We start from the raw sequence: 23,444 nt of genomic DNA, 5'->3' as shown, positions 1-23,444 counted from the left end.
CTCCATCCCGCTACGAACAAGACTTATCCGCTTCCCTCGCGGCGGACGGCGACAGGACGGCGCCGGCGGCCGTATCGGCGCGGAACACCGTGCAACCTTTCAAACCCAACTGATACGCGTACATGAACACGTTCCGGTATTGATCGAAAGATGCTCCCGCCGGGAAATTGATCGTCTTGGAAATGGCCTGATCGACATGCGCCTGCAATCGAGACTGCAACCGCAACTGCGCCAGCGGGTCAACATCATAAGCTTCGACAAAATAATCCGGCAGCGGCGCCTTGTCGCCATGCAGCTTCCGAAATAGGGACCACGCATAGTCATTGACAGGGAATGTCGTCAGGCTGCCGTCGGATCCCTTGACTTTTCGCTTTCCTTGGAACGCATAAACCGGCTCGATACCGCTCGATACGTTATTGGCCAGCAGGCTGATCGAGCCGGCCGGCGCAATCGCGGTCAGATGACTGTTGCGGATACCGTTCTGCCTGATTGCTTCCAGAATGTCGTCCGGCAGGGACAAAATGAAATCGCCTGCGAGATATTCCGCTGCCTGATATTCGGGAAATGCGCCCCGCTCCTGCGCCAGCGCCACCGATGCCCGGTAAGCCGCCTGGCAAATGGCCTGCATGACGGCGTCCGCGATTTCCATCGATGAATCCGAGCCATAGCGCACGCCAAGCATTGCAAAGGCATCGGCCAGGCCGGTGATGCCCAGCCCGAGGCGACGCGATGCATGCACCATCCTGGCTTGGATCGTGAGCGGAAAATGCGAAACGTCGATCACGTTGTCGAGCATTCTGACGGCGATGGCCGCAACCTCGGCAATTCCTTTCAAATCAAGCTGCGGATGCATGCCGAAAGGATCCTGAATGAATTGCGTCAGGTTGATCGACCCGAGATTGCATGCCCCGTGCGGCGGCAGCGGTACTTCGCCACAGGGATTGGTTGCGCTGATGCGTTCCGCATACCAGAGGTTATTCGCGCGCTGGACGTGGTCGATGAAAATCACGCCGGGGTCGCCGCAGTCAAACGCTGCGTGCAGAATCCTGTCCCACAACTCGCGCGCCGCAACGCTTCGCATCACCAGGCAAGGTTCTGGAACGTTTGAGCCGGACCAAGTCCTTTCGCACACCATGCCGCCTGATGGTACTGGCCGCCCGGCCAGTGGGAAGACCAGCGGCCACGGCTCATCCGCCTCGACCGCCTGCATGAACTCCTCGCTGATCAAGACCGACAGATTGAAATGCCGCAAGGTATTCGGAGTGCGCTTGGCATCGATGAAGCGCTCGATGTCCGGATGATCGCAGCGCAGCGTGGCCATCATCGCGCCGCGCCGATTCCCGGTCGAGATCAGCGTCGCGCATGCCTGGTTCCAGACTTGCATAAAGGACACCGGCCCCGACGCGATATTGCCCGAACCGGCTGCCGCCATTCCTGCCGGCCGTAGCGTCGAAAAATCGCAACCGATGCCCCCGCCTTCCTGCATCGTCACCATCGATTCGCCCAGCGCGGAAAAGATCGAATCGATGGAATCATGGGTATGCCCCATCACGAAGCAATTGAATAGCGTAGAGCGGCGTTGCGTGCCGGCGCTGGCCAGAATGCGGCCGCCGGGCAAAAATCGGAAGTGGGAAAGTGCCGTCTGAAAACGGTTGGTCCATTGGTCGCGACGATGCAACTCCGGCCCGGCTAGAGCTAACGCGACGCGCGACCAGGTTTCATGTACGGTGGGCTCATGTGAAGCACCATTTTCAAATAGGCGGTATTTTTGATTCCAGACATGCTGCGCGATCGGCTCCGTGAAAATTACGTCTTGCATGGAATCCTCCATTGAACCGCTCCCAATGGAATCCAGCTTACGAGTCGGGTCATGGCCCGGATTGATACAAGACAGAGGTGTGCACGAATGAATATGTTATTCAACCCAATTAGAGTGCATCTTGCCGCACCTGCCATATGAAACAAAAAACGCTTTCAGCCGGCGTCGTGGTTCTGCATCGCGGGCCGGAGCATTGCCGTTACCTGCTGCTGCGCAGTTATCACTACTGGGATTTTCCCAAAGGCATGGTCGAGGCAAAGGAAACACCGTTTTCGGCCGCTTGCCGCGAAGTCCTCGAAGAGACGGCGCTGGGCGGGCTCGATTTTGCATGGGGCCAGGATTTTTGCGAAACCTTGCTCTATGGCCCAGGCAAAGTGGCACGCTATTACGTCGCTTTGAGTCATACAGATAGAGTGGCATTGCAAGTTAATCCCCAATTGGGGCGCCCGGAGCATCACGAATTTCGTTGGCTTGAATACGACAACGCCCGCACACTGTTGTCACCACGTTTGTTGCCTGTACTGGATTGGGCGCATGGATTAACCGGCTGTTAACGGAAACTGATTGCCGCCGCCCTACTTCATCCTCATTCTTTCCGGCAGGAGTCGCCGTGAGCGAACCCACAGTCGCTGCCACCGATACCTCGCCTGCCGAGCAGGTGTTGGAAGTCGTGCGGCAGATGGACCGAGAAATCCACCCGAATCAATTCCATCCGATAACGCTGCACACCTCCTTTGAACGCGACCTGGCGTTCGACAGCCTGGCGCGAGTGGAGTTGATGTTACGGATGGGAAAAGCGTTCGGCGTCGAGTTGCCCAGCGAAGCATTATCGGAAGCCGACACGCTGCGCGACGTGTTGCGCTTTCTGGGCCATGCTCCGCCAGAACAGGGGGCGGCGCCCGCGACGACCTTGGGCGCGTCCCAGACTGTCGGCTTGCCCGGCAGCGCGCAAACGCTGGTGGAAGTGCTGGAGTGGCACGTCGTGCATCAACCGGACCGGTTGCACATCTTGTTGTATGACGACCAGCATCGGGAACAGGCCATCCGCTACCGCGATCTGCAGGACGCAGCGGGTGCCATTGCCACCGGCCTCGCTGAGCAAGGGCTCCAGCCCAGGCAAACCGTGGCGCTGATGCTGCCCACCGGGCGCGAGTATCTGGCGTGTTTCTTCGGCGTCATGCTTGCAGGAGGCATCCCGGTGCCGATCTATCCACCGGCGCGGCTGGCCCAGATCGAAAACCACTTGAAGCGGCATGCGCGCATCCTGTCGAACGCCGAGGCGGTACTCATGATCACCGTCACGCAGGCCGAGCCGGTGGCGCTCATGCTGCAGGCGGCGGTGCCGAGCCTGAGGGCGATTGTCACGCCCGGCGAGCTGAGTGCGGCGCCATTTCGATCACACTATCGCCCGCACGGCGGCGATATCGCATTTCTGCAATATACATCGGGCAGTACTGGCGATCCCAAAGGTGTGGTATTGACCCACGCCAACCTGCTGGCCAACATACGCGCGCTCGGGCAAGCGTCGCAGGTGGTCACTGACGACGTGTTCATCTCATGGCTGCCGCTCTACCACGACATGGGCTTGATCGGCGCCTGGTTTGGGTCCTTGTATCACGGCATTCCGCTGGTTCTGATGTCGCCGCTCGCCTTTCTTGCCCGACCCGCCCTTTGGCTGCAGGCGATTACCCGCCACCACGGGACCATCTCGGCAGCTCCCAATTTTGCCTATGAATTGTGTGTACGCCATATCGACAAAGCGGTACTGGCGGAACTCGATTTGTCGAGCTGGCGGCTGGCGCTCAACGGCGCGGAGCCGGTCAGCCCTGCTACCCTGGAGTCGTTCGCCGCCCGCTTTGCTCCCTGCGGCCTGCGCCGTCAGGCAATCACACCGGTGTACGGCTTGGCAGAATCCTCGGTCGGACTCGCGTTTCCCCCTCCGGGACGCGGGCCGCGCATCGACCTGATTCAACGCGATTCGTTTACCCGCGAGGGCCAGGCGGTGCCAGCGACCGGGCTGGAAGCGGACGCCCTCTCTATTCCGTCTTGCGGCCGTGTATTGGCGGGGCACGAAATCCGGATCGTCGATGAAGCCGGATACGAACTGCCCGAGCGCCGTGTCGGACGCCTGGAGTTTCGCGGGCCGTCGGCGACATCGGGCTATTACCGCAACCCGGAGGCCACAGCCAAACTGGGGCGCGACGGCTGGCTCGATTCGGGCGACCATGCCTACATGGCGGAAGGCGAAATTTTCATTACAGGACGCGTCAAGGATCTGATCAAGCGCGGCGGCCGCAATCTTTATCCCTACGATCTGGAACAAGCGGCCGGGATTCTGCCCGGTATACGCAAAGGATGCGTGGCGGTGTTTGCCAGCCCCGATCCCGCCAGCGGAACCGAAAGACTGGTGATCATGGCGGAAACCCGCGAACACGATGAAAGCGTGCGCGCGGCATTGTGCCGCAAACTCAATCAGACCGCGATCGATGTCATCGGCATGCCCGCCGACGATGTCGTTCTGGTGCCGCCACATACGGTGCCGAAGACGTCGAGCGGCAAAATCCGTCGTCTTGCCAGCAGGGAAATCTATGAGGGAGGCAAAGCAGGAGAGCGCACCGCCGCACCATGGATGCACAATGTACGCTTCATGGCCGCCGGCGTGCTGGCGCGAGTCCGGCTGATCGCCCGCCAAGCCGGCGCGCGGGCTTATGGTTGCTACGCGTGGGTCGTCTTTGCCGCGCTCGCCCTGACTTGCGGCGGATTGGTGGCTTTGCTGCAGCGGCCGGCGTTGGGGCGGCGCATCGCCCGTTTTGCAGCACACACGCTGTTGCGTCTGACGGCGGTTCCCATGTCGCTCAAGGGCCTGGATCGGTTGCCTCGCCAGCCGCACGTGCTGCTGGTCAATCACGCAAGCTACCTTGACGCCATCCCGCTGACAGCCATGCTGCCACCGATTCCGGGATATGCGTTCACGGCCAAGCGGGAGTTCGCGGGCCAGCATTTGATGCGCGCCTTGTTAACTGGTCTCGGTACTATTTTCATCGAGCGCCTCGACGTGAAGCGCAGTGCGGAGGATGTGAATTTGATGATGGCGGCGCTTCTGGCGGGCAAGAATCTTGTGGTCTTTCCGGAGGGGACGTTTAGCCGCGAAGCCGGACTGATGCCTTTTCATGCAGGGGCCTTTCTTGCTGCGGCCAAGGTCGAGGCGCCGGTCGTCGTGGCCGGTCTACGCGGCGTGCGCACCGTATTGCGCGCGGGAACCTGGTGGCCGCGGCGCGGCCCGATCAGCCTCGAAATCGGACCGGTTCTGGCCCCATCCGGCCACGACTGGGCCGCCGCCGCACAGATGAGCGTCGCGGCGCGCAAGGCGATGGTTCCACTTTCAGGTGAATTCGATCCGCTTTAACGTTGCCAGCGTACCCGCAACAAATATTCTGCCTTGTTGTAATGAAACGCCAATTCGCCCCGGTAAGCATGCTCCAATGCTTCACCGATCCCCCGCGCCAGGTGGATGTCGGTTGTGGTAACCATCAGTTTGTCGTCCTGCTCTTCTATCGACATGATGCGCTGCAATGGATGCTCCGCCTTTTCACGGGTTTCCAGATGACGGACAAGCTTGAGAAGTTCATCTCGGTGTTCCCGCGCGAATGGACCTTCAATCGATATGTATCCTGCGGGCATTTCCTCATGAATTCTCCAGCAAGCGGCGCATCTGGCCTGGGCCGCGTCGGCGGGGGCCGTGGACCACTGCCAGCGCCCTTGGTGGTACACCGCGCCGCAATCGCGGCAGACGGATGGCTCAGACAGTTTTTCGCGCGCCTGATAGGGATCGTGACTCGGATCATCCAGCACCTCAAGATGCCTCCCCGGTTGGAAATGCGGCTGATCTGGCTGCACTGGTTTCATTGGTTTGCTCCTTGCAAGCAAAGGTAGGGGAACGAAAGCGTACCCGGGATTCGGGATGCCCAAAGACTTGCGGTTCAAGGGTTCAAGAAATATTGTGGAGTCGCTGCTCCCACGTCTTCACTCAATGCCATCTTCATGTTATTTCCTGTTTTGTACTTTGCAAGACGGCAGATAGCGTATTTGCGCGTCCGCAAAACGGCCATCCTTTCATCTGCTAGCGTGAAACATTTCAGCAACGATTTTCTCGGGTGGCACGATGTATAAAAAAATTCTGATTCCAACCGACGGCTCTCCCATTTCGACGGCCGCCGCACGCGCAGGGGTTGCATTCGCCCAGCAAATTTCCGCAGAGATTCTGGGCATCTTCGTTGCTCCCGAATATCAATATCCGATCTACGTTGAAATGATTCCGGCCAATTACCTTACGGATGAAGAACACAAGGAGGCCATGCGCAAGGCTGGTGCGAACTACCTTGGTGAAATTCAAAAGGTGGCAGACGATGCAGGTGTCAAATTTTCCGGTGCTACTGCATTCTCGGACATGCCTGCGCAGGAGATTGTGAAAGCAGCGGAAGAGAATGGCTGCGATTTGATTTTCATGGGATCGCATGGAAGAAGCGGTTGGGGGCAGTTGTTGCTGGGAAGCGTAACAACAAAAGTCTTGTCGATGTCTCCAATTCCCGTGCTCGTGTATTGCTCCAGGCAGTAAGCGGCCAGCGCCTGATCCTGGGTCTTCGTTGCAATGAGCCCGACAGTCAAAATCAAATGGTGCCAAGACTGGAAACCCTCCACCACCCGCCTATCCCGAAGATCTTTGCAAATCGGATAGCAGCCCCGGGCAGGTACGGCATCGGAGATAAATCATTTTCCCGGAAACAATGACAGACACATTGCCGCCGGTTTCAGAAGTGACGCTCGACTCCAAGGTAGCCTTCCTGCGGCAGCCGACCAGCTTTCCGGAAACGGTATATCGGGTGGAAGCCATCGAGACGCATATGTCATGGGTTTTCCTGACCGACGGTTACGCCTACAAGCTGAAAAAACCCGTGTGTCACGATTTCCTGGATTTCAGTTCGATCGACGCGCGGCGCCATTATTGCGAAGAAGAGGTACGACTGAATCGGCGCCTTGCGCCGGAGGTCTATCTGGGTGTGGTTCCCCTGACGCTCGACGCGCCGGGTCATTTGCAACTGGACGGTCGCGGTGTGGCGATCGACTGGCTGGTCAAGATGCGCCGACTGCCGACGCGGCATATGCTGGATTATGCGATCCAGCATGGTGCTGCAGAAGAAGCGGATATCTGGCGTGTCGCCGCACGGCTTGCCGCCTTCTACCATAGTTGTACGCCCTACCCCATCGATCCAGCCGAATACCGCAGTCGCTTCCTGCGCCAAATCAACGGCAATTTGCACGAATTGAAGCTGCCCGCGTATCACCTCCCGGTCGCCCAGGTGAACGGCATTTGCCTGGCGCAACGCACCATCTTGCGACAAAGGGCTGTTTTGTTTGACCAACGCGTCCAAGCGGGCAAGATAGTTGAAGGTCATGGCGACCTGCGCCCGGAACACATCTGTCTGAAGCCGCCGGTGGCAATCATCGATTGCCTTGAATTTTCCCGCGACTTGAGGATCGTCGATGCGGCCGATGAAACGGCGTTTCTCGCATTGGAGTGCGAACGGCTTGGCGCGGCCAAGCTGGGCGCGCTTCTTCTGAACAAATACAGTGAAATTTCCGGCGACGAACCGGATACGATACTCATCCACTTTTACCAGAGTTACCGCGCGAGCCTGCGCGCCACCCTCGCCATCCGGCATCTGAACGAAGAAAAATTCCGTTATTCGCCGCAATGGCCGCGCCGCGCCAAGGAATACCTGCGATTGGCCGAGCAACATGCGGGGTGTTGCCGGTGAGCGCGCATCACGCTTCCGGCAAGTCCGGGATCGGTTCCCCGGTATGGATTTTGTGGATCGCTTCGGCAAACAAGCCGGCGCTGTACAGGATCGTGATTTTTTCCTTGACAGTCTCCTCCTCCACCCGGAACGGCGGCACGGTGTCGGTAATAACGATCTGTTCCAGGGCGTCGTACGCCAAAGTGGTATTTGCATCACCCGTAAACAAGCCATGCGTGGCCGCTGCCAGGATCCTGGTAGCGCCCATTGCATGACAGGCACGTGCCGTACGGACAATCGTGGAGCCGGTACCAATCAGGTCGTCAATGATGATCGCGTCCTTACCCTTGACCTCGCCCATCAGCATGTCGCCGCTGACGACACCCCCGCTGCGGTATTTTTCCGCGAATGCCGCTCCCACCGGTTTGCCCAGTGTGTCGCTCAATAGTTGCCTGAATTGTTCCGCGCGCTTGATGCCGCCGGCATCGGGGGAAACCACCACCACTTCGCGTCCTTTTAGTAACGGTGCGAAATACTTGACAAACAGAGGATTGGCTTCCAGGTGCTCGGCGCCGCAGCGGAAGGCGTTTTGGTACGCCGCCAGGTTATGAACATCCAGCGTCACGATGGCATCGGTTTCCAACGCTTCGAACAGCGCTGCGACATACCGTGTGGTGATCGGGTCACGCAACTTTGTTTTTCTGTCCTTGCGCGCATAAGCCAGATAGGGAACCACCGCCGTGACCCGCGCCGCGGCGGCATCTTTCAGCGCGCCGATAAAAAACAACAACCGGCACAGCTTGTCGTTGCCACTTTGCCGGTGATCGGCATAGAGGGAATGCACGACAAACACATCCCTGCCACGAACACTGACCAGGGGCCGCGCCTTGTGTTCGCCGTCTTCAAACTCGCGCTCTTCGTGCTGGCTCAAGGCCATGCCAAGCCGTTGGCTTACCTGCTCACCAAAGGCGCGGCTGCTGTCGAGGGCGAACAGCATCAACTCGTGATTAGCCTCGAAGCGAGCAAAAGGCTCTGGCTCTGCCATCGACATTCCCTCCCACTATCTTATGGCCCACTTTGACGTATTCAACGGTGATGCTGACGGTCTTTGCTCTTTGCATCAGTTGCGGCTTGCCACTCCGCTGGACGCTACTCTGCTTTCCGGAGTCAAGCGGGATATTGCCCTGCTTGGACGCGTCGCGGCACGCCCTGGAGATTCGGTGACGGTGCTCGACATTTCATTGGATGTCAATCGGTCGGCCTTGCTGAACCTGCTGGAGCGCGGCGTTTCCGTCCAGTATTTCGATCATCATGGATCGGGCGAAGTTCCGGCGCATGCCGGATTGCACGCGCACATCGATACCGCACCCAACATTTGCACCGGCATCATCGTAGATCGCTGGCTTGGCGGCGCCCATTGCGTATGGGCTGTGGTCGCCGCGTTTGGAGACAATCTGGGACAAGAGGCAAAAAAACTGGCACGGGCGCTGGCGCTGCCGCCAGTGCAAACCACGGCGTTACAGGAACTCGGCGAATGCCTCAACTACAACGCCTACGGCGACAGCATGGCCGACCTCGTGGTGCCGCCGGCCATGCTGTATGAAGTGCTGCATCACCATGCCGATCCTTTCACCTTTATCGATACGGAACCGGTTTTTCCTATATTGCGCGACGCGCGCCAGCACGACCTGGAGATGGCGCAACAACTTCGGCCCTACGCTTGCCTGTCCGGCGGCCAAGTCATGCTGCTTCCCGATGCGGCCTGGAGCAGGCGGGTGCGCGGGACATACGGAAATTTCCTGGCCACCACCTGCCCGCGGCAGGCATACGCTGTCCTCACGCCGGATACGCAAGGTGGATACACGGTCAGCGTGCGAGCGCCGCTAGCCACCATGCGTGGCGCGGATCGCCTTTGCCGCCTATTTGCGGGCGGCGGCGGACGGCCGGCAGCGGCCGGAATCAATCATCTTCCGCGTGCCGGGATGCCTGCATTCATTCGTGCCTTTGAACAGGCTTTTTGTCCGCCCTCGCGCCGCACCTAAATCGCTTCAGGCCAGTGCTGCCCGCCGCCATTTCGTCACATCCGTTCCGTCCGGCATGTTTCGGTAACCAGTCTTCCGAATACCCGCCTTTTCTTTTCTTGATCTGCATCAGTCGCCTGCAATCCGTCTGGCACACACTGGAACCGATAGTGCAGGCCACCGGGCCGAAGCAGCAATGGGGGAACAGATGAACGTCGGCGAGATCTGTAACCGTACGACAGTCTTTGCGTATAAAAGCATGAGCGTCAGCGAAGCGGCTCGTCTGATGCTTGAACAGCACGTAGGTAGCCTTGCGGTCGTGGAGGAATCCGGAAAAGGTCGGGTCGTTGTCGGCATGCTGACCGACCGGGATATCGTAGTTGCCGTCGTCGCCCACGATTTCAATGCGCAGACGGTGCGGGTGGCTGACATCATGAGCAGCAACCCGGTCACCTGCCGCGCCGAAGATTCGATGGCTGATGTGCTGAGCCTGATGCAGCATCACGGCGTGCGGCGCGTGCCGGTCACGGATGCGCAAGATGTATTGGTCGGCATCGTTACCCTGGACGACTTGCTTGAAATCGTTTCCGAAAACCTGCACAGCTTCGTGCGCATCATCCAAAGCGAACAAAAACGGGAAGCCCAGATACGTGGCTGACTGCGTTTCCTTGCAGCCTCCTGAGCCCAGTCTGCAGGAACGTTCAGGAACAATAACAGGTCAGTCTGCGGCACCCGCGCGCCGAACCGGCTCCTCCCCTTGCGCTTTCAGCAACGCGTCCAGTGTAGTCCGATCAAGCGTCTCTTTCTCCAGCAATGCATGCGCCAGCGCGTCGAGCAGGCTACGCTTTGCCGTCAATGTTTCCTTCACGCGCGCGTGCGCCTGGTCGAGCAACTTCGCGATTTCCGTGTCGATGATTTGCGCAGTGCGCTCGCTGTATTCTTTTTTTCCTTGCAGCAACGACGGGTAGATCAGCGAGGTCGGAGTTTGTTCGAAGGCTGCCAGCCCAAGCTGCTCGCTCATGCCGTACTGGGTGACCATATGCCGCGCCGTATCGGTCGCCAGTTGCAGGTCGTTTTGCGCGCCAGTGGAGACGTCTCCAAACGCGAGTTCTTCGGCCACGCGGCCGCCGAGAAACACATCGAGCCGATCGAACAGTTCGCTCCTCTTCAGCAGGTAGCGGTCTTCGGTTGGGAGCTGCTGCGTATAACCGAGAGCAGCGATGCCGCGCGGGATGATCGAAATTTTTGCCACGCGGTCGGCATGAGTGCGAAATTCCGCGGTGAGCGCATGGCCCGCCTCGTGATAGGCAACGGTTTCCTTTTCCATCTTGCTCATGACTCGGGTTTTCTTTTGCAGCCCGGCGACGATACGGTCGATCGCTTCGTCGACGTCTTCCATCTCGACCTGGTCCTTGCCGCGCCGGCCTGCCAGTAACGCGGCTTCGTTGATCAGGTTGGCAAGATCGGCACCGGCAAAGCCCGCAGTGCGGGCAGCGATCACGGACAGGTCTATGTCTGGCGACAGGGTCACCTGTTTGGCGTGAACGGCGAGAATTTTTTCACGCCCCTTGAGGTCCGGTCGGTCGAGCGCGATATGCCTGTCGAAGCGACCGGGTCGCAGCAAGGCCGGGTCGAGAATTTCCGGACGGTTGGTTGCCGCAAGGATGATCACGCCCTTGTTGGTATCGAACCCGTCCATCTCGACCAGTAACTGATTCAGGGTCTGCTCCTGCTCGTTGGCGCCGCCGCCAAGCGCGCTCATTCCGCGCGCCCTGCCAAGCGCATCCAGTTCATCGATGAAAATGATGCAGGGCGCCTTGGCTTCGGCCTGGGCAAACAGGTCGCGCACCCGGGCGGCGCCGATACCAACGAACATTTCGACGAATTCGGAGCCGCTGATTGAGAAGAACGGCACTCCCGCTTCCCCGGCCACGGCCTTGGCGAGCAGCGTCTTGCCAGTACCGGGCGGGCCGACGATCAATACCCCTTTCGGTATTTTCCCGCCCAGCCGGCGATAACGCTGCGGATTGCGAAGAAATTCGACGACCTCCATCAACTCATCCCTGGCCTCGTCGATGCCGGCCACGTCATCGAAGGTCACGCCGGTCTTGCTGGCCACATAGACGCGTGCCTTGCTTTTGCCGATATCGAACAACCACCCTGACGACATTCCCGTCTTTTTTGCGGCGATGCTCCACAACCACAAAAACAAGGCAATCGGCACAATCCACGACACCAATGTCGAAAACCACTGGCTTTTGGCCTGACCAACGAAGCGTACTCCCGCCGTCTCCATTTCCCCAACCAGGGCCGGATCGGCGACGCGCACGGTAACGAACGGGCATTCGCGGCTAGTGCCGCATTTCAGTTGACTCAGTGCTTGTTTCGACAGCACCTTCTCCAAACCGTCGGTTTTTAGCGTCCCTGCGATCATATCGTCGGCGATCGTCAGTTCATTCACCTGGCCAGCGTGCAGCAACTGTTTGAAATCGCTGTATGCCAGCAGCGACGTGTGCTCGGCCTCGAAGAGGGCTTGCACCAGGATGAAAACAGCAGGCAGCAACAACCAGTACCAGAGCGACGGCCGCAGCCTGCTGGCAATATCCTGGTCCGATTTCACTCCCCGCCCATTTCCGTTCGACTGCGCGCGGGCTTGTGGACCAGCACCGGAACCTTGCTGTGATGCAGGACCTTGAGCGTCTCGCTTCCCAGCAATTGTCCGTCGTCGCCTTTCCAGCCATGAGACGCCATGTAGATCAAGTCGCAGCGCTCCTGGTCCGCCGTATTCACGATCGCCAGATAAGGTTCATTCGCCTCGACCTTTCTACAGGTGCAGGGAACTCCCTCCGCCAGTGCGCTGTTGGCAACGAATGACAAATATTCATCCGCGAATTTGTCAAACAACGCTTGCCTTTGCTTGGCGTAATGCGGATTGTGATGTATCCACGCTTCCAGGCGATCCTCGCGCGGAAGCGGGATGACGTGGATGCCGACCACGGTCGCTCCGGTATTCTTTGCAAACAGGACGGCGCTGGTTACGGCATGTCGGGACAGCTCGGACCCGTCCGTCGGTAACAGGATATGTTTGTACATGATCTTCCCTTAAGACATAACGAAGAGGCTCTTTTTCGGTGTCCGGCGATCACTCTTCCTCAAATCCCCATCGTGCCCGATCCGCGTCTTCCAGGGCGTCCCGACGCTCGTCGACTTGCCGCGCCAGGTCCTGCAGGAGATCGGACACAGCAAGTTCGTAAGGGGGCGCCGCTTCCAGCGCGCGCAGCGAGGCGGGCAAGGCGGCGATCTGCGATTGCGCGTGTGCGCGGAGCTGCGGCAGCGACGGCGCTGCAAGCGGTGTACCGGCCCGCATCGCCGGTTCCAGCAGCGCCTGCCCTGCCCGCACATCATGCCGCAACGTCAGCGTGTCGCCCGCCATCGTCCCATTCGCTTCGTGGCGCCGAAACACCTGCTTGCTTCCCGGCCAGGTGGCCTTGCCGATTGAGCGTTTGCGGCATCCCCGGCCTGCATATTCGACCAGCTTGTAGGCGCAATCCAGATAAGGTGCGTCGCTGGACGTATTCATGCGGGTGCCGACGCCGAAGCCGTCGATCGGCGCGCCGCTTTGCACCAATGCCTGCAATGCATATTCATCCAGATTGCCACTGGCAAAAATCTCGATTTCTCCGCAACCCCCGGCGTCCAGAATCTGCCGCACATCGCGCGCCACCTGGCCCAGATCACCGCTATCTATCCGTACCGCCTTGATGTGAATATCCTCATCCTCCTGCAGCCATTGCGCCAGCCGCACCACCTGTTGCGCGGCGGCCTCGGTATCGTAGGTGTCGATCAATAGCGTTGTGTCGTTCGGAAAGGAATGGGCAAATGCGGCAAACGCATCAGTTTCATACTCATGGGCCTGCACGAACGAATGCGCCATCGTGCCGAATACCGGGATGCCAAACAGCGGCGCCGCTATCGTCGTCGCACTGCCGTCAAATCCTGCGATGTAACTGGCGCGCGCCGAGAGCAAGGCCGCCTCGGCGCCATGCGCACGCCGCAGGCCGAAATCGACCAGCCGCCTGCCCTGCGCGGCAATCACCGAACGGGCGGCCTTGGATGCCACCAGCGTCTGGTAATGCAGCAGGTTCATCACGCGGCTTTCGATGAACTGGGCTTCCCGCAGCGGCGCGGTAATGCGAAGGATCGGTTCATCGGCAAAGAATATCGTCCCTTCCGGCATGGCATCCACATCTCCGGTGAAGCGGAAACCCTGCAGCGAATCAATGAGAGCCGGATCAAATCGTCCGCTGGCATGCAGCCATGCCAAGTCTTCCTGCTCGAAGCGCAACTGGCTCAGGTAGGACATTACTTGCGCCAGGCCTGCCGCCATCAGGAAGTTGCGTTGCTCCGGGATGCAGCGGACGAAAAATTCGAACACCGCCGTTTCATCCATGCCGCCTGCAAAATAGGCCTGCAGCATCGTGATCTCGTAGAGATCGGTCAGCAACGCGCTTTCGCTGTAGTGTCTCATTTGGAAAACAGGGCAAAAATCCAGATTAGGCGTACGCCGTGCACCAGCCTTGAGGCGCGTCAATTCAGCCGGCCAACGGCGGGCCGCAACGTTTTCCAGGGCCTGCATCGCGCGCGGCTTTCTGCGTCGAATTACACTCATTTACCGCCTTGTTCCGGGCGCTCGGGCTTACGCTTGCTTGACTCCGATCAATTTCGTTTCACAAGCTGCCACTTGCGCATGATGCCGACCTTCCGGCCTCGGCAACCTCCTGAACGAAACGCCCGGCCGCTGGTCTTCCTATTGGAGAAATTTCAACTCTATTCGGGGCTGGTTATTTCGGTGTTTGTCATGGACTCCATCTGTTTGGAACCCCGGGATGCATTGCTGATCGTGGACGTGCAAAACGATTTTTTGCCGGGTGGGAAGCTGGCAGTGGCGAGAGGGAACGAAGTGATAGCGGTTTTGAACAACGTCATCACCCGCTTCAAGCAGCAGGCGCGGCCGATCTATGCAAGCCGGGATTGGCACCCGGCCGATCACTGTTCGTTCGAGGCGCAAGGCGGTATATGGCCGCCGCATTGCGTGGCGGGCAGCAAGGGAGCGGAATTTCCCGGCGCGCTGAAGCTGCCGCAAGGCGCCTGCATCGTATCGAAGGCGACAACAGCGGATAAGGATGTCTATTCGGCCTTTGACGGAACAGAACTGGGAAACCAGCTTCGCCAGCGCCAGGTTGAACGGCTGTTCATTGGCGGCCTGGCGACCGACTATTGTGTGCTGAACACGGTTAAGGATGCGTTGTCGCAAGGCTTCAAAGTGAAGCTCTTGCTGGATGCCGTTCGCGCGGTTGATCTTCATGCTGGCGATGGGCAAGCGGCGATAGACGAAATGCTCAAGAGCGGTGCTGAGCCGATCCAGTTTCCACGCACTGAAAACGCCTCCGCCGGCGGCTTCGATCCGGCATACGGCCATCGGACAAACAAGCCATGAAAAACTCGAACGAATACATCCGCTGGTTCTCCGAAATCAGCCTCGGCGACGTCCCCTCGGTGGGCGGAAAGAACGCCTCGCTCGGGGAAATGTATCGGGAACTGGCGACACAAGGCATCCGGGTGCCGAACGGATTCGCCATTACCGCGCAGGCGTACCGCGACCTGCTCACCCATGGCAACGCCTGGCCCAGACTGCACGAGGCGCTGGATGGCCTAAATCCGGCCGACGTGGACGACCTGGCCCGGCGCGCGCGCGCCGCCCGCGAAATCGTCTACGGCACCCCGCTGCCGGCATATCTTGCGGAGCAGATCGTGCAGGCATACCGGCGGCTGGTAGAGGAATACGGAGAACAGCTGACGGTCGCCGTGCGCAGCTCGGCGACCGCCGAGGATTTGCCGACCGCCAGCTTCGCCGGGCAGCATGAGACCTTCCTCAATATCGCCGGCGAAGCCAGGCTGCTCGATAGTGTGCGGCGCTGTTTCGCCAGCCTGTTCAAGGACCGCGCCATCATTTATCGGCTGGAGAACGGCTTCGACCATTTCAAGGTCTTTCTCTCGGTCGGTATCATGAAAATGGTGCGCTCCGACCTGGCTGCCAGCGGCGTGATCTTTTCGCTGGATACCGAAACCGGCTTTCGCGAAGTCGTCTTCATCACCGGCGCATATGGCCTGGGAGAAAACGTGGTGCAAGGCACGGTGGATCCGGACGAGTTCTACGTTTTTAAGCCGACCTTTCGTAGCGGCAAGCGCGCCGTGCTGCGCCGGATTCTGGGCGGGAAAAAAATCAAGATGGTGTATGCGCCGGGGGCCGGGCGCGACACTACCCGCAACGTGCCAACCCCGAAACCGGACCGCGCGCGCTTCTGCCTGAGCGACGCGGAAGTGCTGCAGCTGGCCGAAGCGGCGATCCGGATCGAAGACCACTACAGCGCCAGGGCCGGCCATCCGGTGCCGATGGATGTGGAATGGGGCAAGGATGGCATTGACGGCGAGCTCTACATGGTGCAGGCCAGGCCGGAGACCGTGGCCTCGCAGAAATCGGCTTTGGCCCTCGAAGAATATGCCCTGCAACGCCAGGGTGAAATCCGCGCCAGCGGCCGCGCGGTCGGCGGCAAGATCGCTTCCGGCCGGGCGCACGTCATCACCGATATCGACCAACTGAACCAGTTCCAGCCGGGCGAAATCCTGGTGACCGACACCACGATGCCGGACTGGGGCACGGTCATGAAGATCGCGGCGGCGATCGTCACCAACCGCGGCGGCCGTACCTGCCATGCAGCGATCGTCGCGCGCGAACTGGGGATCCCGGCCATCGTCGGCTGCGATACCGCGACCGAGGCTATCCATAGCGGCGAGGAAATCACGGTTTCTTGCGCAGAAGGCGACATCGGCCATGCCTATGCCGGCAACATTCCGTTCAGCAAGACCAGCACCGACCTGTCCACCTTGCCGATGCCGAAAACGCATTTGATGCTCAACCTCGGCAATCCCGATACCGCATTCCAGACCCGCTTTCTTCCCAACGACGGCGTCGGCCTGGCGCGCATCGAATTCATCGTGGCGGAACATATCAAGGCCCATCCGATGGCGCTGATCCATCCGGAACGGATCGACGACCACAAGGTGCGCGAGGCCATTGAAAGGCTCACCCACTCGTTTGCCGTGCCAGCCGATTACTTCGTCCGCCAACTGGCCGAGGGCGTCGGCATGATCGCGGCGGCATTCTTCCCCAAGCCGGTGATCGTGCGCCTGTCCGACTTCAAGACCAATGAATACGCCAGCCTGCTGGGCGGCCGCTGGTTCGAGCCGCAGGAAGCCAATCCGATGATCGGCTTGCGCGGTGCTTCGCGCTACACCCATCCCGCCTATGCCGAAGGCTTCGCGCTGGAATGCCGGGCCATGCAGCGCGTGCGCCAGGAAATGGGACTGAGCAACGTCAAATTGATGATCCCCTTCTGCCGGCGCGTGAAGGAAGCCGAGGACGTATTGCAAGCGATGGCGGCACACGGCCTCGAGCGCGGAAAAGACGGCCTGGAAATTTATGTGATGTGCGAAATCCCGAACAACGTGATCCAGATCGACGCCTTTTCCAGGCTGTTCGACGGTTTTTCGATCGGTTCCAACGACCTGACCCAGCTCACGCTCGGAGTCGACCGCGATTCCGAGATCGTTGCGTTCGACTTCGACGAGCGCGATCCGGGCGTCATGGAAATGATCCGCCGTACGATCGAGGGCGGTAAGCGTAACGGCCGCCATGTCGGCATCTGCGGCCAGGCGCCGTCCGATTATCCGGAAGTGGCCAGCTACCTGGTGGAGCAAGGGATCGATTCGATCAGTCTGAACCCGGATTCGCTGATCCGCACCATCAGCAACTTGCTCGAGGTCGAGCGGCGCCTTGGGATTGCGCCGCGCGCCGGCGCTGCCGCCTGAAGCGGCCGCCGCCAATCGCAACCGAGCCGCATCATGGACCAGCCCGTCTCCTCGCTGATGAGCTTTCCGGTATGGACCGTGCAGGCGGACGACACGATAGAGCAGGTCGAGGCCGAATTGCGCCAACACCAGCTGTCGTTCGCGCCGGTGGTCGCCAGCCCCGGCAATACCGTGGTCGGCATCATCAGCGCGAGCGACCTGCTGCAATTCCGCGCCGCCGGGCGCGACCCGAAGGCCGTCCGGGCCTGGGAAATCTGTTCCTACAAGCCGCTCGTGGTTGGGCCCGGCACCGCCGTGGGCGAAGTCGCGCGCATGATGGTGGCGCGCGGCATCCATCACGTCGTCGTGAGCGAAGACGAACATATTCGGGGCGTGGTTTCCTCGCTCGACTTCGTCAGGAAATTCATTCCGGAGGAGTGACCACCGGCCAGATCATCGATCGGATTGTTGACCGCACCATATACTCCCTATGCAAAGCAGGATTCCCGCATATTTTATGGACATCTATACGGCATACACCACGTTTCATGGAAAGACTTGATGGTTACGTGGCACCTGGTCACCGGCGTTGCCAGCCGCGTGCGCCGACCAACAAGTTTGAGCCAACGCAAGCAAGCGCCTGACACGGCAGCGGCATAATGGGCCGCTGACATGCAACGCCGTCCGAACGGGAAGCCATGGCGCGCCCTTCCGTGATCCACAAGACCGTCTCCGAGATGCCCGTCGCACCGAACTGGGCGGATTATGAGGGCGTGCGCGCCGGATTCTCATGGGAGGAGGCGCGGCAAAACCTGGCCGGCCTGCCCGGCGGCGGCATCAACATGGCGTTCGGAGCGGTCGAGCGCCATGCGCATGGCCCCTGCCGCGACCGCTTGGCGTTTCGCTTTCTCGGCGACGAATCGACGCGCACCATCACCTACGGCGAGCTCTCCGCTCTGACCAACCGCTTCGCCAATGTGCTCAAGAGCCTCGGCATCGGCAAGGGCGACCGGCTGTTCGTGCTGTCCGGCCGCATTCCCGAGCTCTATGTTTCGGTTCTGGGCGGCTTCAAGAACGGTTGCGTGGTGTGCCCGCTGTTCTCCGCGTTCGGTCCCGAACCGCTGGCCACGCGGCTGCGGCTCGGCCGCGCCAGGGTACTCGTCACCACCGAACCACTCTATCGCCGCAAGCTGGCAAAAATCCGCGACCAGTTGCCCAACTTGCAGCATGTACTGCTGGCCTCCGGGCCGGCTAGCCCAGCGGCGGATATCGCCGGCACGCTCGACCTGAAGCGCCTGATGGCCGCCGCGCCGGAGCAGTTCGAGATCGTGCCGACCCAGGCCGAAGACCTGGCCCTGCTGCATTTCACCAGCGGTACCACCGGCACGCCGAAGGGCGCGATGCACGTGCACGGCGCGGTGCTGACCCATTGGACCACCGGCAAGTACGCGCTCGACCTGCATGCGGACGATATCTACTGGTGCACCGCCGACCCCGGCTGGGTCACCGGCACCTCCTACGGCATCCTGGCGCCGCTGCTGCACGGCGTGACCTCGATCGTGGATGAAGCAGAGTTCGATGCCGAGCGCTGGTACCGCATCCTGCAGGAACAACAGGTCAGCGTCTGGTACACCGCGCCGACCGCGATTCGGATGCTGATGAAGGCCGGCGACGAAATAGCCCGAAAATATGCACGCCCCAAGCTGCGCTTCATCGCCAGCGTCGGCGAGCCGCTCAACCCGGAAGCGGTCTGGTGGGGCCAGGAAGTGCTGGGGCTGCCGATCCACGACAACTGGTGGCAAACCGAGACCGGCGGCATCATGATCGCCAATACGCCGGCGTTCGACATCAAGCCCGGCTCGATGGGCCGGCCCTTGCCCGGCATCGACGCCAGCATCGTGCGCAAGGACGACGACGGCAGCGTGCGCATGATCGAGGAACCGGATGTCGAAGGCGAACTGGCCTTGAAGCGCGGCTGGCCGTCGATGCTGCGCGGCTATCTCGACAACGAGGAACGCTACCGTAAATGCTTCGCCGGCGACTGGTACCTGAGCGGCGATCTGGCCCGGCGCGACGCCGACGGCTATTTCTGGTTCGTCGGCCGCAGCGACGACGTGATCAAGTCGGCCGGCCACCTGATCGGCCCCTTCGAAGTCGAAAGCGCCTTGATGGAGCATCCGGCGGTGGCGGAAGCCGGCGTGATCGGCAAGCCGGATGCAACCGTCGGCGAGGTGGTAAAGGCCTTCGTCTCGCTGAAGGCCGGCTATCAGGCGTCGGACGAGCTGCGCATGGAATTGCTCGGCCATGCGCGCAAGCGCCTGGGCGCCGCGGTGGCGCCGAAGGAAATCGACTTCGTGTCGACGCTGCCAAGAACCAGAAGCGGGAAAATCATGCGCCGGCTGCTGAAGGCGCGCGAACTCGGCCTGCCGGAAGGCGACATCTCGACGCTGGAGGCAGGGTCATGAGCGAGCAACCGCCCGCTTTGACCGGCGCGGCCGGTGCCAGCGTTCCCTACGACAAGTCCGTCTCGCTGGCGCTGCTGACCGACATGCTGCGCATCCGCCGCCTGGAGGAAAAAGCGGCCGAGCTGTACGGCGCCGGAAAAATCCGCGGCTTCCTGCATCTGTACATCGGCGAAGAAGCGGTCGCCGTCGGCGCACTGCATGCTCTCGCCCCGGAGGACAACATCGCCGCCACCTACCGCGAACATGGCCACGCGCTGGTGCGTGGCGTGCCGATGAACGCGATCATGGCCGAGATGTACGGCAAGCGCGATGGATGCTCGCGCGGGCGCGGCGGCTCGATGCATATCTTCGACCGCGCCACGCACTTCTTCGGCGGCAATGCGATCGTCGGCGGCGGACTGCCGCTGACCGTCGGCTTGGGGCTGGCGGACAAGATGCAGAACATCGCCCGCGTCAACGTCTGCTTTTTCGGCGAAGGCGCGATGGCCGAAGGCGTGTTCCACGAATCGATGAACCTGGCCGCCTTGTGGCAACTGCCGGTGCTGTTCCTGTGCGAAAACAACTTCTATGCGATGGGCACGGCGTTGGCGCGCTCCGAGTCGCAGCTCGACCTCTGCGCGAAGGCCGCCAGCTATAACATGCCGACCGCCCGCGCCGACGGCATGGATGTGGTCGCAGTCCACGAGGCGACCCGGCAGGCGGCGCAGTATGTGCGCGGTGGCAAGGGACCGTTCTTCGTCGAGTTCCAGACCTACCGCTTCCGCGCCCACTCGATGTTCGATCCCGACCTGTACCGGGACAAGGCCGAGATCGAGGAGTGGAAAAAGCGCGGGCCTATCCACACCTTCTCGGCCTGCCTGAAGGCGGAAAACCAGCTGACCGAGGCGGAATTTCTGGCCATCGATGCCAGGATCGAACAGGAAGTGCAGGCGGCGGTCGCCTTCGCCGAAGCCTCTGAGTGGGAACCGGTCGAAGATTTGACCCGGGATGTGGTTGCGCCGGAGCAGCAAGCGTGAAGCTGAGCTACCGCGAGGCATTGCGCGAGGCGATGCGGGAAGCGCTTCTGGCCGACCCGCGCGTGTTCCTGATGGGCGAAGACGTCGGCAAATACGGCGGTAGCTATGCCGTATCGAAAGGTTTCCTCGAGGAGTTCGGTCCGGAGCGCATCCGCGACACGCCGCTGTCCGAGCTCGGCTTCGTCGGCGCCGGTATCGGCGCGGCCTTGGGCGGCATGCGCCCGATCGTCGAGATCATGACGATCAATTTCAGCCTGCTGGCGCTCGACCAGATCGTCAACACGGCGGCAGCCATGCGCCACATGTCGGGTGGCCAGTTCCACGTACCGGTCGTGATCCGGATGGCGACCGGCGCCGGCCGCCAGGTGGCGGCGCAACACTCGCATAGCCTCGAAGGCTGGTACGCCCATATTCCCGGCATCAAGGCACTGGCGCCGGCCACCGTCGCCGACGCGCGCGGCATGCTGGCGCCGGCGCTGGCCGACCCCGACCCGGTCGTCATCTTTGAACACGCGCAGCTCTACAACATGGAGGCGGAGCTCGATCCGCAGCAAGGCTGGCGCTGCGATCTGCGCTCGGCCGCGGTGCGGTGCCCCGGCGCCGATGTGAGCCTGATCACCTACGGCGGCTGCCTGCCGAAGACGCTGCAGGCGGCCGAACAGCTGGCGGCCGAGGGCATCGAGGCCGAGGTGGTCGACCTGCGGGTGCTGCGCCCGCTCGATACCGAAACGATCGCCACCTCGGTGCGCAAGACGCACCGCGCGGTGGTGGTCGACGAAGGCTGGAAAACCGCCAGCCTGTCGGCGGAAATCATCGCGCGCATCGTCGAACATGCCTTTTACGATCTCGACGCGCCGCCGGCGCGGGTGTGCAGCGCCGAAGTCCCGATCCCCTACGCCCGGCACCTGGAAGAAGCTGCGCTGCCGCAAGCGCAGACGATCGTCGCCAGCGCAAGGCAATTGGTAGGCAGGCCATGATCGAGTTCAAGCTGCCGTCGCTCGGCGCCGACATGGACGAGGGCAAGCTGCTGCACTGGACCGTGCAGCCGGGGGACGCCGTCAAGCGCGGCCAGATCGTCGCCGTGGTGGACACTTCGAAAGCCGCGGTGGATGTGGAAAGCTGGCAGGAGGGAACGGTGTTCGAGCTGCTGGTCGATCCCGGCGAAACCGTGCCGGTCGGCACCGTGCTGGCGACCCTGCTCGAAGCCGGGGAATCGCCGGGCACCGCAAGGCATACCGAACGGGCGCCCCGGGCGCCGGCCGTCCCCGTTCCTGCGGCGCCGCTAGCCGCGGCTGCCATCGTTCCGGTGCCGGCTGCTGGCACCCGCCGCCGTGTGTCGCCGGCAGCGCGCAAACATGCGGAGGACCATGGCATCAACATCAATGCCGTGCTCGGTACGGGCCCCGGCGGCGCCGTCACCCTGCAGGATGTGGAGCACGCAGCCGCCGTGCAGCCGCCGGCGGCGATCGACAAGCAGACCGAGATGCGCAAGTCAATCGCGGCGGCCATGAGCCGTTCGAAAAGAGAAATCCCGCATTACTATCTTAGCCAAAGCGTGCCGATGCAAAAGGCCCAGGAGTGGCTGGCCGCGGCCAATCAAGCGCGCAGCATCAACGAGCGACTCCTGATGGCCGTGCTGCAACTCAAGGCAGTGGCGCAGGCGCTGGAAAAATACCCCGACATCAACGGCTTCTATCTGAACGGCGCGCATCAGGCGGCGCCGGCAGCCCATATCGGGGTGGCGATTTCATTGCGCCAGGGCGGCCTCATCGCGCCGGCGATCCATGAGGTCGGCGAGAAAAGCCTGGAGCAGTTGATGCGCGACCTCGCCGACCTGGTGCGGCGCTCGCGTGCCGGCTCGCTGCGCAGTTCCGAAATGTCGGATCCGACCATCACGGTGACCAACCTCGGTGACCAAGGCGTGGAAGCGGTATATGGCGTGATCTATCCGCCGCAGGTGGCGCTGGTCGGCTTCGGCCGGATCAGTGAAAGGCCGTGGGTGGCAGGCGGCTCACTGTGCGTGATGCCGGTACTGACGGCCAGCCTGGCGGCCGACCATCGGGTTTCCGACGGCCATTACGGTGCGCTGTTCCTGGCCGAGGTGGGCGAGCGGCTGCAGCATCCCGACCAATTGTGAACCAGTGGCGCACCATGAACCGACAGGAACTTCTGGTCACCGTGCTCGCCACGCTCAAATCCATTGCACCCGAGGTGGAAGAGAACGAACTTGCGGCCGATCAGCCATTGCGCGAGCAGGTCGATCTCGATTCGATGGATTGGCTCAATTTTCTCATCGGCCTGCACCAAAAACTCAAGGTCGACATCCCGGAAGCCGACTACGCCAGGCTGCGCACGCTGGACGACCTGGTGGCATATCTGGGGGCCAAGGTGGCGTAAGCCATCTATAGGCCGGCCGGCCT

Annotated in this window: 20 protein-coding genes; 14 read left to right on the top strand and 6 right to left on the bottom strand. The window is 61.2% G+C overall.

From position 1 onward, the window contains the following. Positions 1-10: 10 nt before the first annotated feature. On the bottom strand, positions 11-1,819 hold the full coding sequence (locus tag ACK2VC_RS01030; RefSeq protein WP_486731745.1) for an adenosylcobalamin-dependent ribonucleoside-diphosphate reductase: 1,809 nt from the start codon (positions 1,817-1,819) through the stop codon (positions 11-13). Between the two features lie 137 nt (positions 1,820-1,956). Between ACK2VC_RS01030 and ACK2VC_RS01025 the strand changes: the two genes are divergently transcribed. Continuing rightward, a complete protein-coding gene (locus tag ACK2VC_RS01025) occupies positions 1,957-2,373 on the top strand; it encodes an NUDIX domain-containing protein (protein ID WP_486731744.1) in 417 nt (138 codons plus the stop codon). A 56-nt stretch (positions 2,374-2,429) separates the two neighbouring features. Then, on the top strand, positions 2,430-5,225 hold the full coding sequence (locus ACK2VC_RS01020; protein ID WP_486731743.1) for an AMP-binding protein: 2,796 nt from the start codon (positions 2,430-2,432) through the stop codon (positions 5,223-5,225). On the opposite strand, the gene ACK2VC_RS01015 is transcribed toward ACK2VC_RS01020, so the two are convergent. After that, positions 5,222-5,725, bottom strand: a complete 504-nt coding sequence (locus ACK2VC_RS01015; protein WP_486731742.1) for a BCAM0308 family protein — start codon at positions 5,723-5,725, stop codon at positions 5,222-5,224. The two genes, ACK2VC_RS01020 and ACK2VC_RS01015, sit on opposite strands and share 4 nt — an antisense overlap. 256 nt (positions 5,726-5,981) lie before the next feature. Between ACK2VC_RS01015 and ACK2VC_RS01010 the strand changes: the two genes are divergently transcribed. Both ACK2VC_RS01010 and ACK2VC_RS01005 read left to right on the top strand, forming a co-directional pair. Then, positions 5,982-6,434, top strand: coding sequence for a universal stress protein (locus tag ACK2VC_RS01010; RefSeq protein WP_486731741.1), 453 nt, complete (start codon positions 5,982-5,984; stop codon positions 6,432-6,434). Positions 6,435-6,603: 169 nt separating this feature from the next. Further along, the gene (locus tag ACK2VC_RS01005; protein WP_486731740.1) at positions 6,604-7,635 is read left to right on the top strand and encodes a hypothetical protein; all 1,032 of its coding nucleotides are present in this window, start codon (positions 6,604-6,606) and stop codon (positions 7,633-7,635) included. A 7-nt stretch (positions 7,636-7,642) separates the two neighbouring features. Here ACK2VC_RS01005 and ACK2VC_RS01000 read toward each other — a convergent pair whose 3' ends face one another. Beyond that, positions 7,643-8,659: a ribose-phosphate diphosphokinase gene (locus ACK2VC_RS01000; RefSeq protein WP_486731739.1), complete on the bottom strand. Its 1,017-nt coding sequence runs from the start codon at positions 8,657-8,659 to the stop codon at positions 7,643-7,645. 175 nt (positions 8,660-8,834) lie between these two features. Here ACK2VC_RS01000 and ACK2VC_RS00995 point away from each other — a divergent pair, with 175 nt between their 5' ends. Both ACK2VC_RS00995 and ACK2VC_RS00990 read left to right on the top strand, forming a co-directional pair. Next, positions 8,835-9,656, top strand: coding sequence for an acetyltransferase (locus ACK2VC_RS00995; RefSeq protein WP_486731738.1), 822 nt, complete (start codon positions 8,835-8,837; stop codon positions 9,654-9,656). A gap of 175 nt (positions 9,657-9,831) precedes the next feature. Beyond that, complete coding sequence (locus tag ACK2VC_RS00990) at positions 9,832-10,293, top strand: CBS domain-containing protein (protein ID WP_486731737.1); 462 nt, start codon at positions 9,832-9,834, stop codon at positions 10,291-10,293. Positions 10,294-10,353: 60 nt separating this feature from the next. On the opposite strand, the gene ftsH is transcribed toward ACK2VC_RS00990, so the two are convergent. Genes ftsH through ACK2VC_RS00975 form a run of 3 tightly spaced genes read right to left on the bottom strand, consistent with a single transcriptional unit; the run spans position 10,354 to position 14,163 of the window. Continuing rightward, entirely contained in the window at positions 10,354-12,255 is a 1,902-nt protein-coding gene (gene ftsH, locus ACK2VC_RS00985) for an ATP-dependent zinc metalloprotease FtsH (RefSeq protein ID WP_486731736.1), read from the bottom strand. Next, entirely contained in the window at positions 12,252-12,728 is a 477-nt protein-coding gene (locus ACK2VC_RS00980) for a universal stress protein (RefSeq protein ID WP_486731735.1), read from the bottom strand. Before ACK2VC_RS00980 ends, ftsH begins: the two co-directional genes overlap by 4 nt. Positions 12,729-12,777: 49 nt before the next feature. Continuing rightward, a complete protein-coding gene (locus tag ACK2VC_RS00975; protein WP_486731734.1) occupies positions 12,778-14,163 on the bottom strand; it encodes a nicotinate phosphoribosyltransferase in 1,386 nt (461 codons plus the stop codon). Between the two features lie 219 nt (positions 14,164-14,382). Between ACK2VC_RS00975 and ACK2VC_RS00970 the strand changes: the two genes are divergently transcribed. From ACK2VC_RS00970 to ACK2VC_RS00935, 8 genes are all read left to right on the top strand, one after another. Continuing rightward, on the top strand, positions 14,383-15,132 hold the full coding sequence (locus tag ACK2VC_RS00970) for an isochorismatase family protein (protein WP_486731733.1): 750 nt from the start codon (positions 14,383-14,385) through the stop codon (positions 15,130-15,132). After that, positions 15,129-17,564: a phosphoenolpyruvate synthase gene (ppsA, locus tag ACK2VC_RS00965; protein WP_486731732.1), complete on the top strand. Its 2,436-nt coding sequence runs from the start codon at positions 15,129-15,131 to the stop codon at positions 17,562-17,564. The genes ACK2VC_RS00970 and ppsA overlap by 4 nt, the downstream gene beginning before the upstream one ends. 33 nt (positions 17,565-17,597) lie before the next feature. Beyond that, positions 17,598-17,984 carry a CBS domain-containing protein gene (locus ACK2VC_RS00960; protein ID WP_486731731.1) on the top strand — a complete coding sequence of 129 codons (387 nt, stop codon included), beginning with the start codon at positions 17,598-17,600 and terminating at the stop codon, positions 17,982-17,984. Positions 17,985-18,241: 257 nt separating this feature from the next. Continuing rightward, entirely contained in the window at positions 18,242-20,008 is a 1,767-nt protein-coding gene (acsA, locus tag ACK2VC_RS00955; protein ID WP_486731730.1) for an acetate--CoA ligase, read from the top strand. Then, positions 20,005-21,024, top strand: coding sequence for a pyruvate dehydrogenase (acetyl-transferring) E1 component subunit alpha (gene pdhA / locus ACK2VC_RS00950; protein WP_486731729.1), 1,020 nt, complete (start codon positions 20,005-20,007; stop codon positions 21,022-21,024). The genes acsA and pdhA overlap by 4 nt, the downstream gene beginning before the upstream one ends. Before the next feature lie 32 nt (positions 21,025-21,056). After that, positions 21,057-22,001: an alpha-ketoacid dehydrogenase subunit beta gene (locus tag ACK2VC_RS00945; protein ID WP_486733287.1), complete on the top strand. Its 945-nt coding sequence runs from the start codon at positions 21,057-21,059 to the stop codon at positions 21,999-22,001. After that, positions 21,998-23,161: a dihydrolipoamide acetyltransferase family protein gene (locus tag ACK2VC_RS00940; RefSeq protein ID WP_486731728.1), complete on the top strand. Its 1,164-nt coding sequence runs from the start codon at positions 21,998-22,000 to the stop codon at positions 23,159-23,161. Before ACK2VC_RS00945 ends, ACK2VC_RS00940 begins: the two co-directional genes overlap by 4 nt. A 14-nt stretch (positions 23,162-23,175) precedes the next feature. Continuing rightward, on the top strand, positions 23,176-23,421 hold the full coding sequence (locus ACK2VC_RS00935) for an acyl carrier protein (RefSeq protein ID WP_486731727.1): 246 nt from the start codon (positions 23,176-23,178) through the stop codon (positions 23,419-23,421). Positions 23,422-23,444 lie beyond the last annotated feature (23 nt).

The sequence above is a fragment of the Herbaspirillum sp. WTB6 genome (assembly GCF_057457785.1).
Note: the sequence above shows the minus strand (reverse complement) of the source record. Positions and strands in the feature narration are given on the sequence as shown.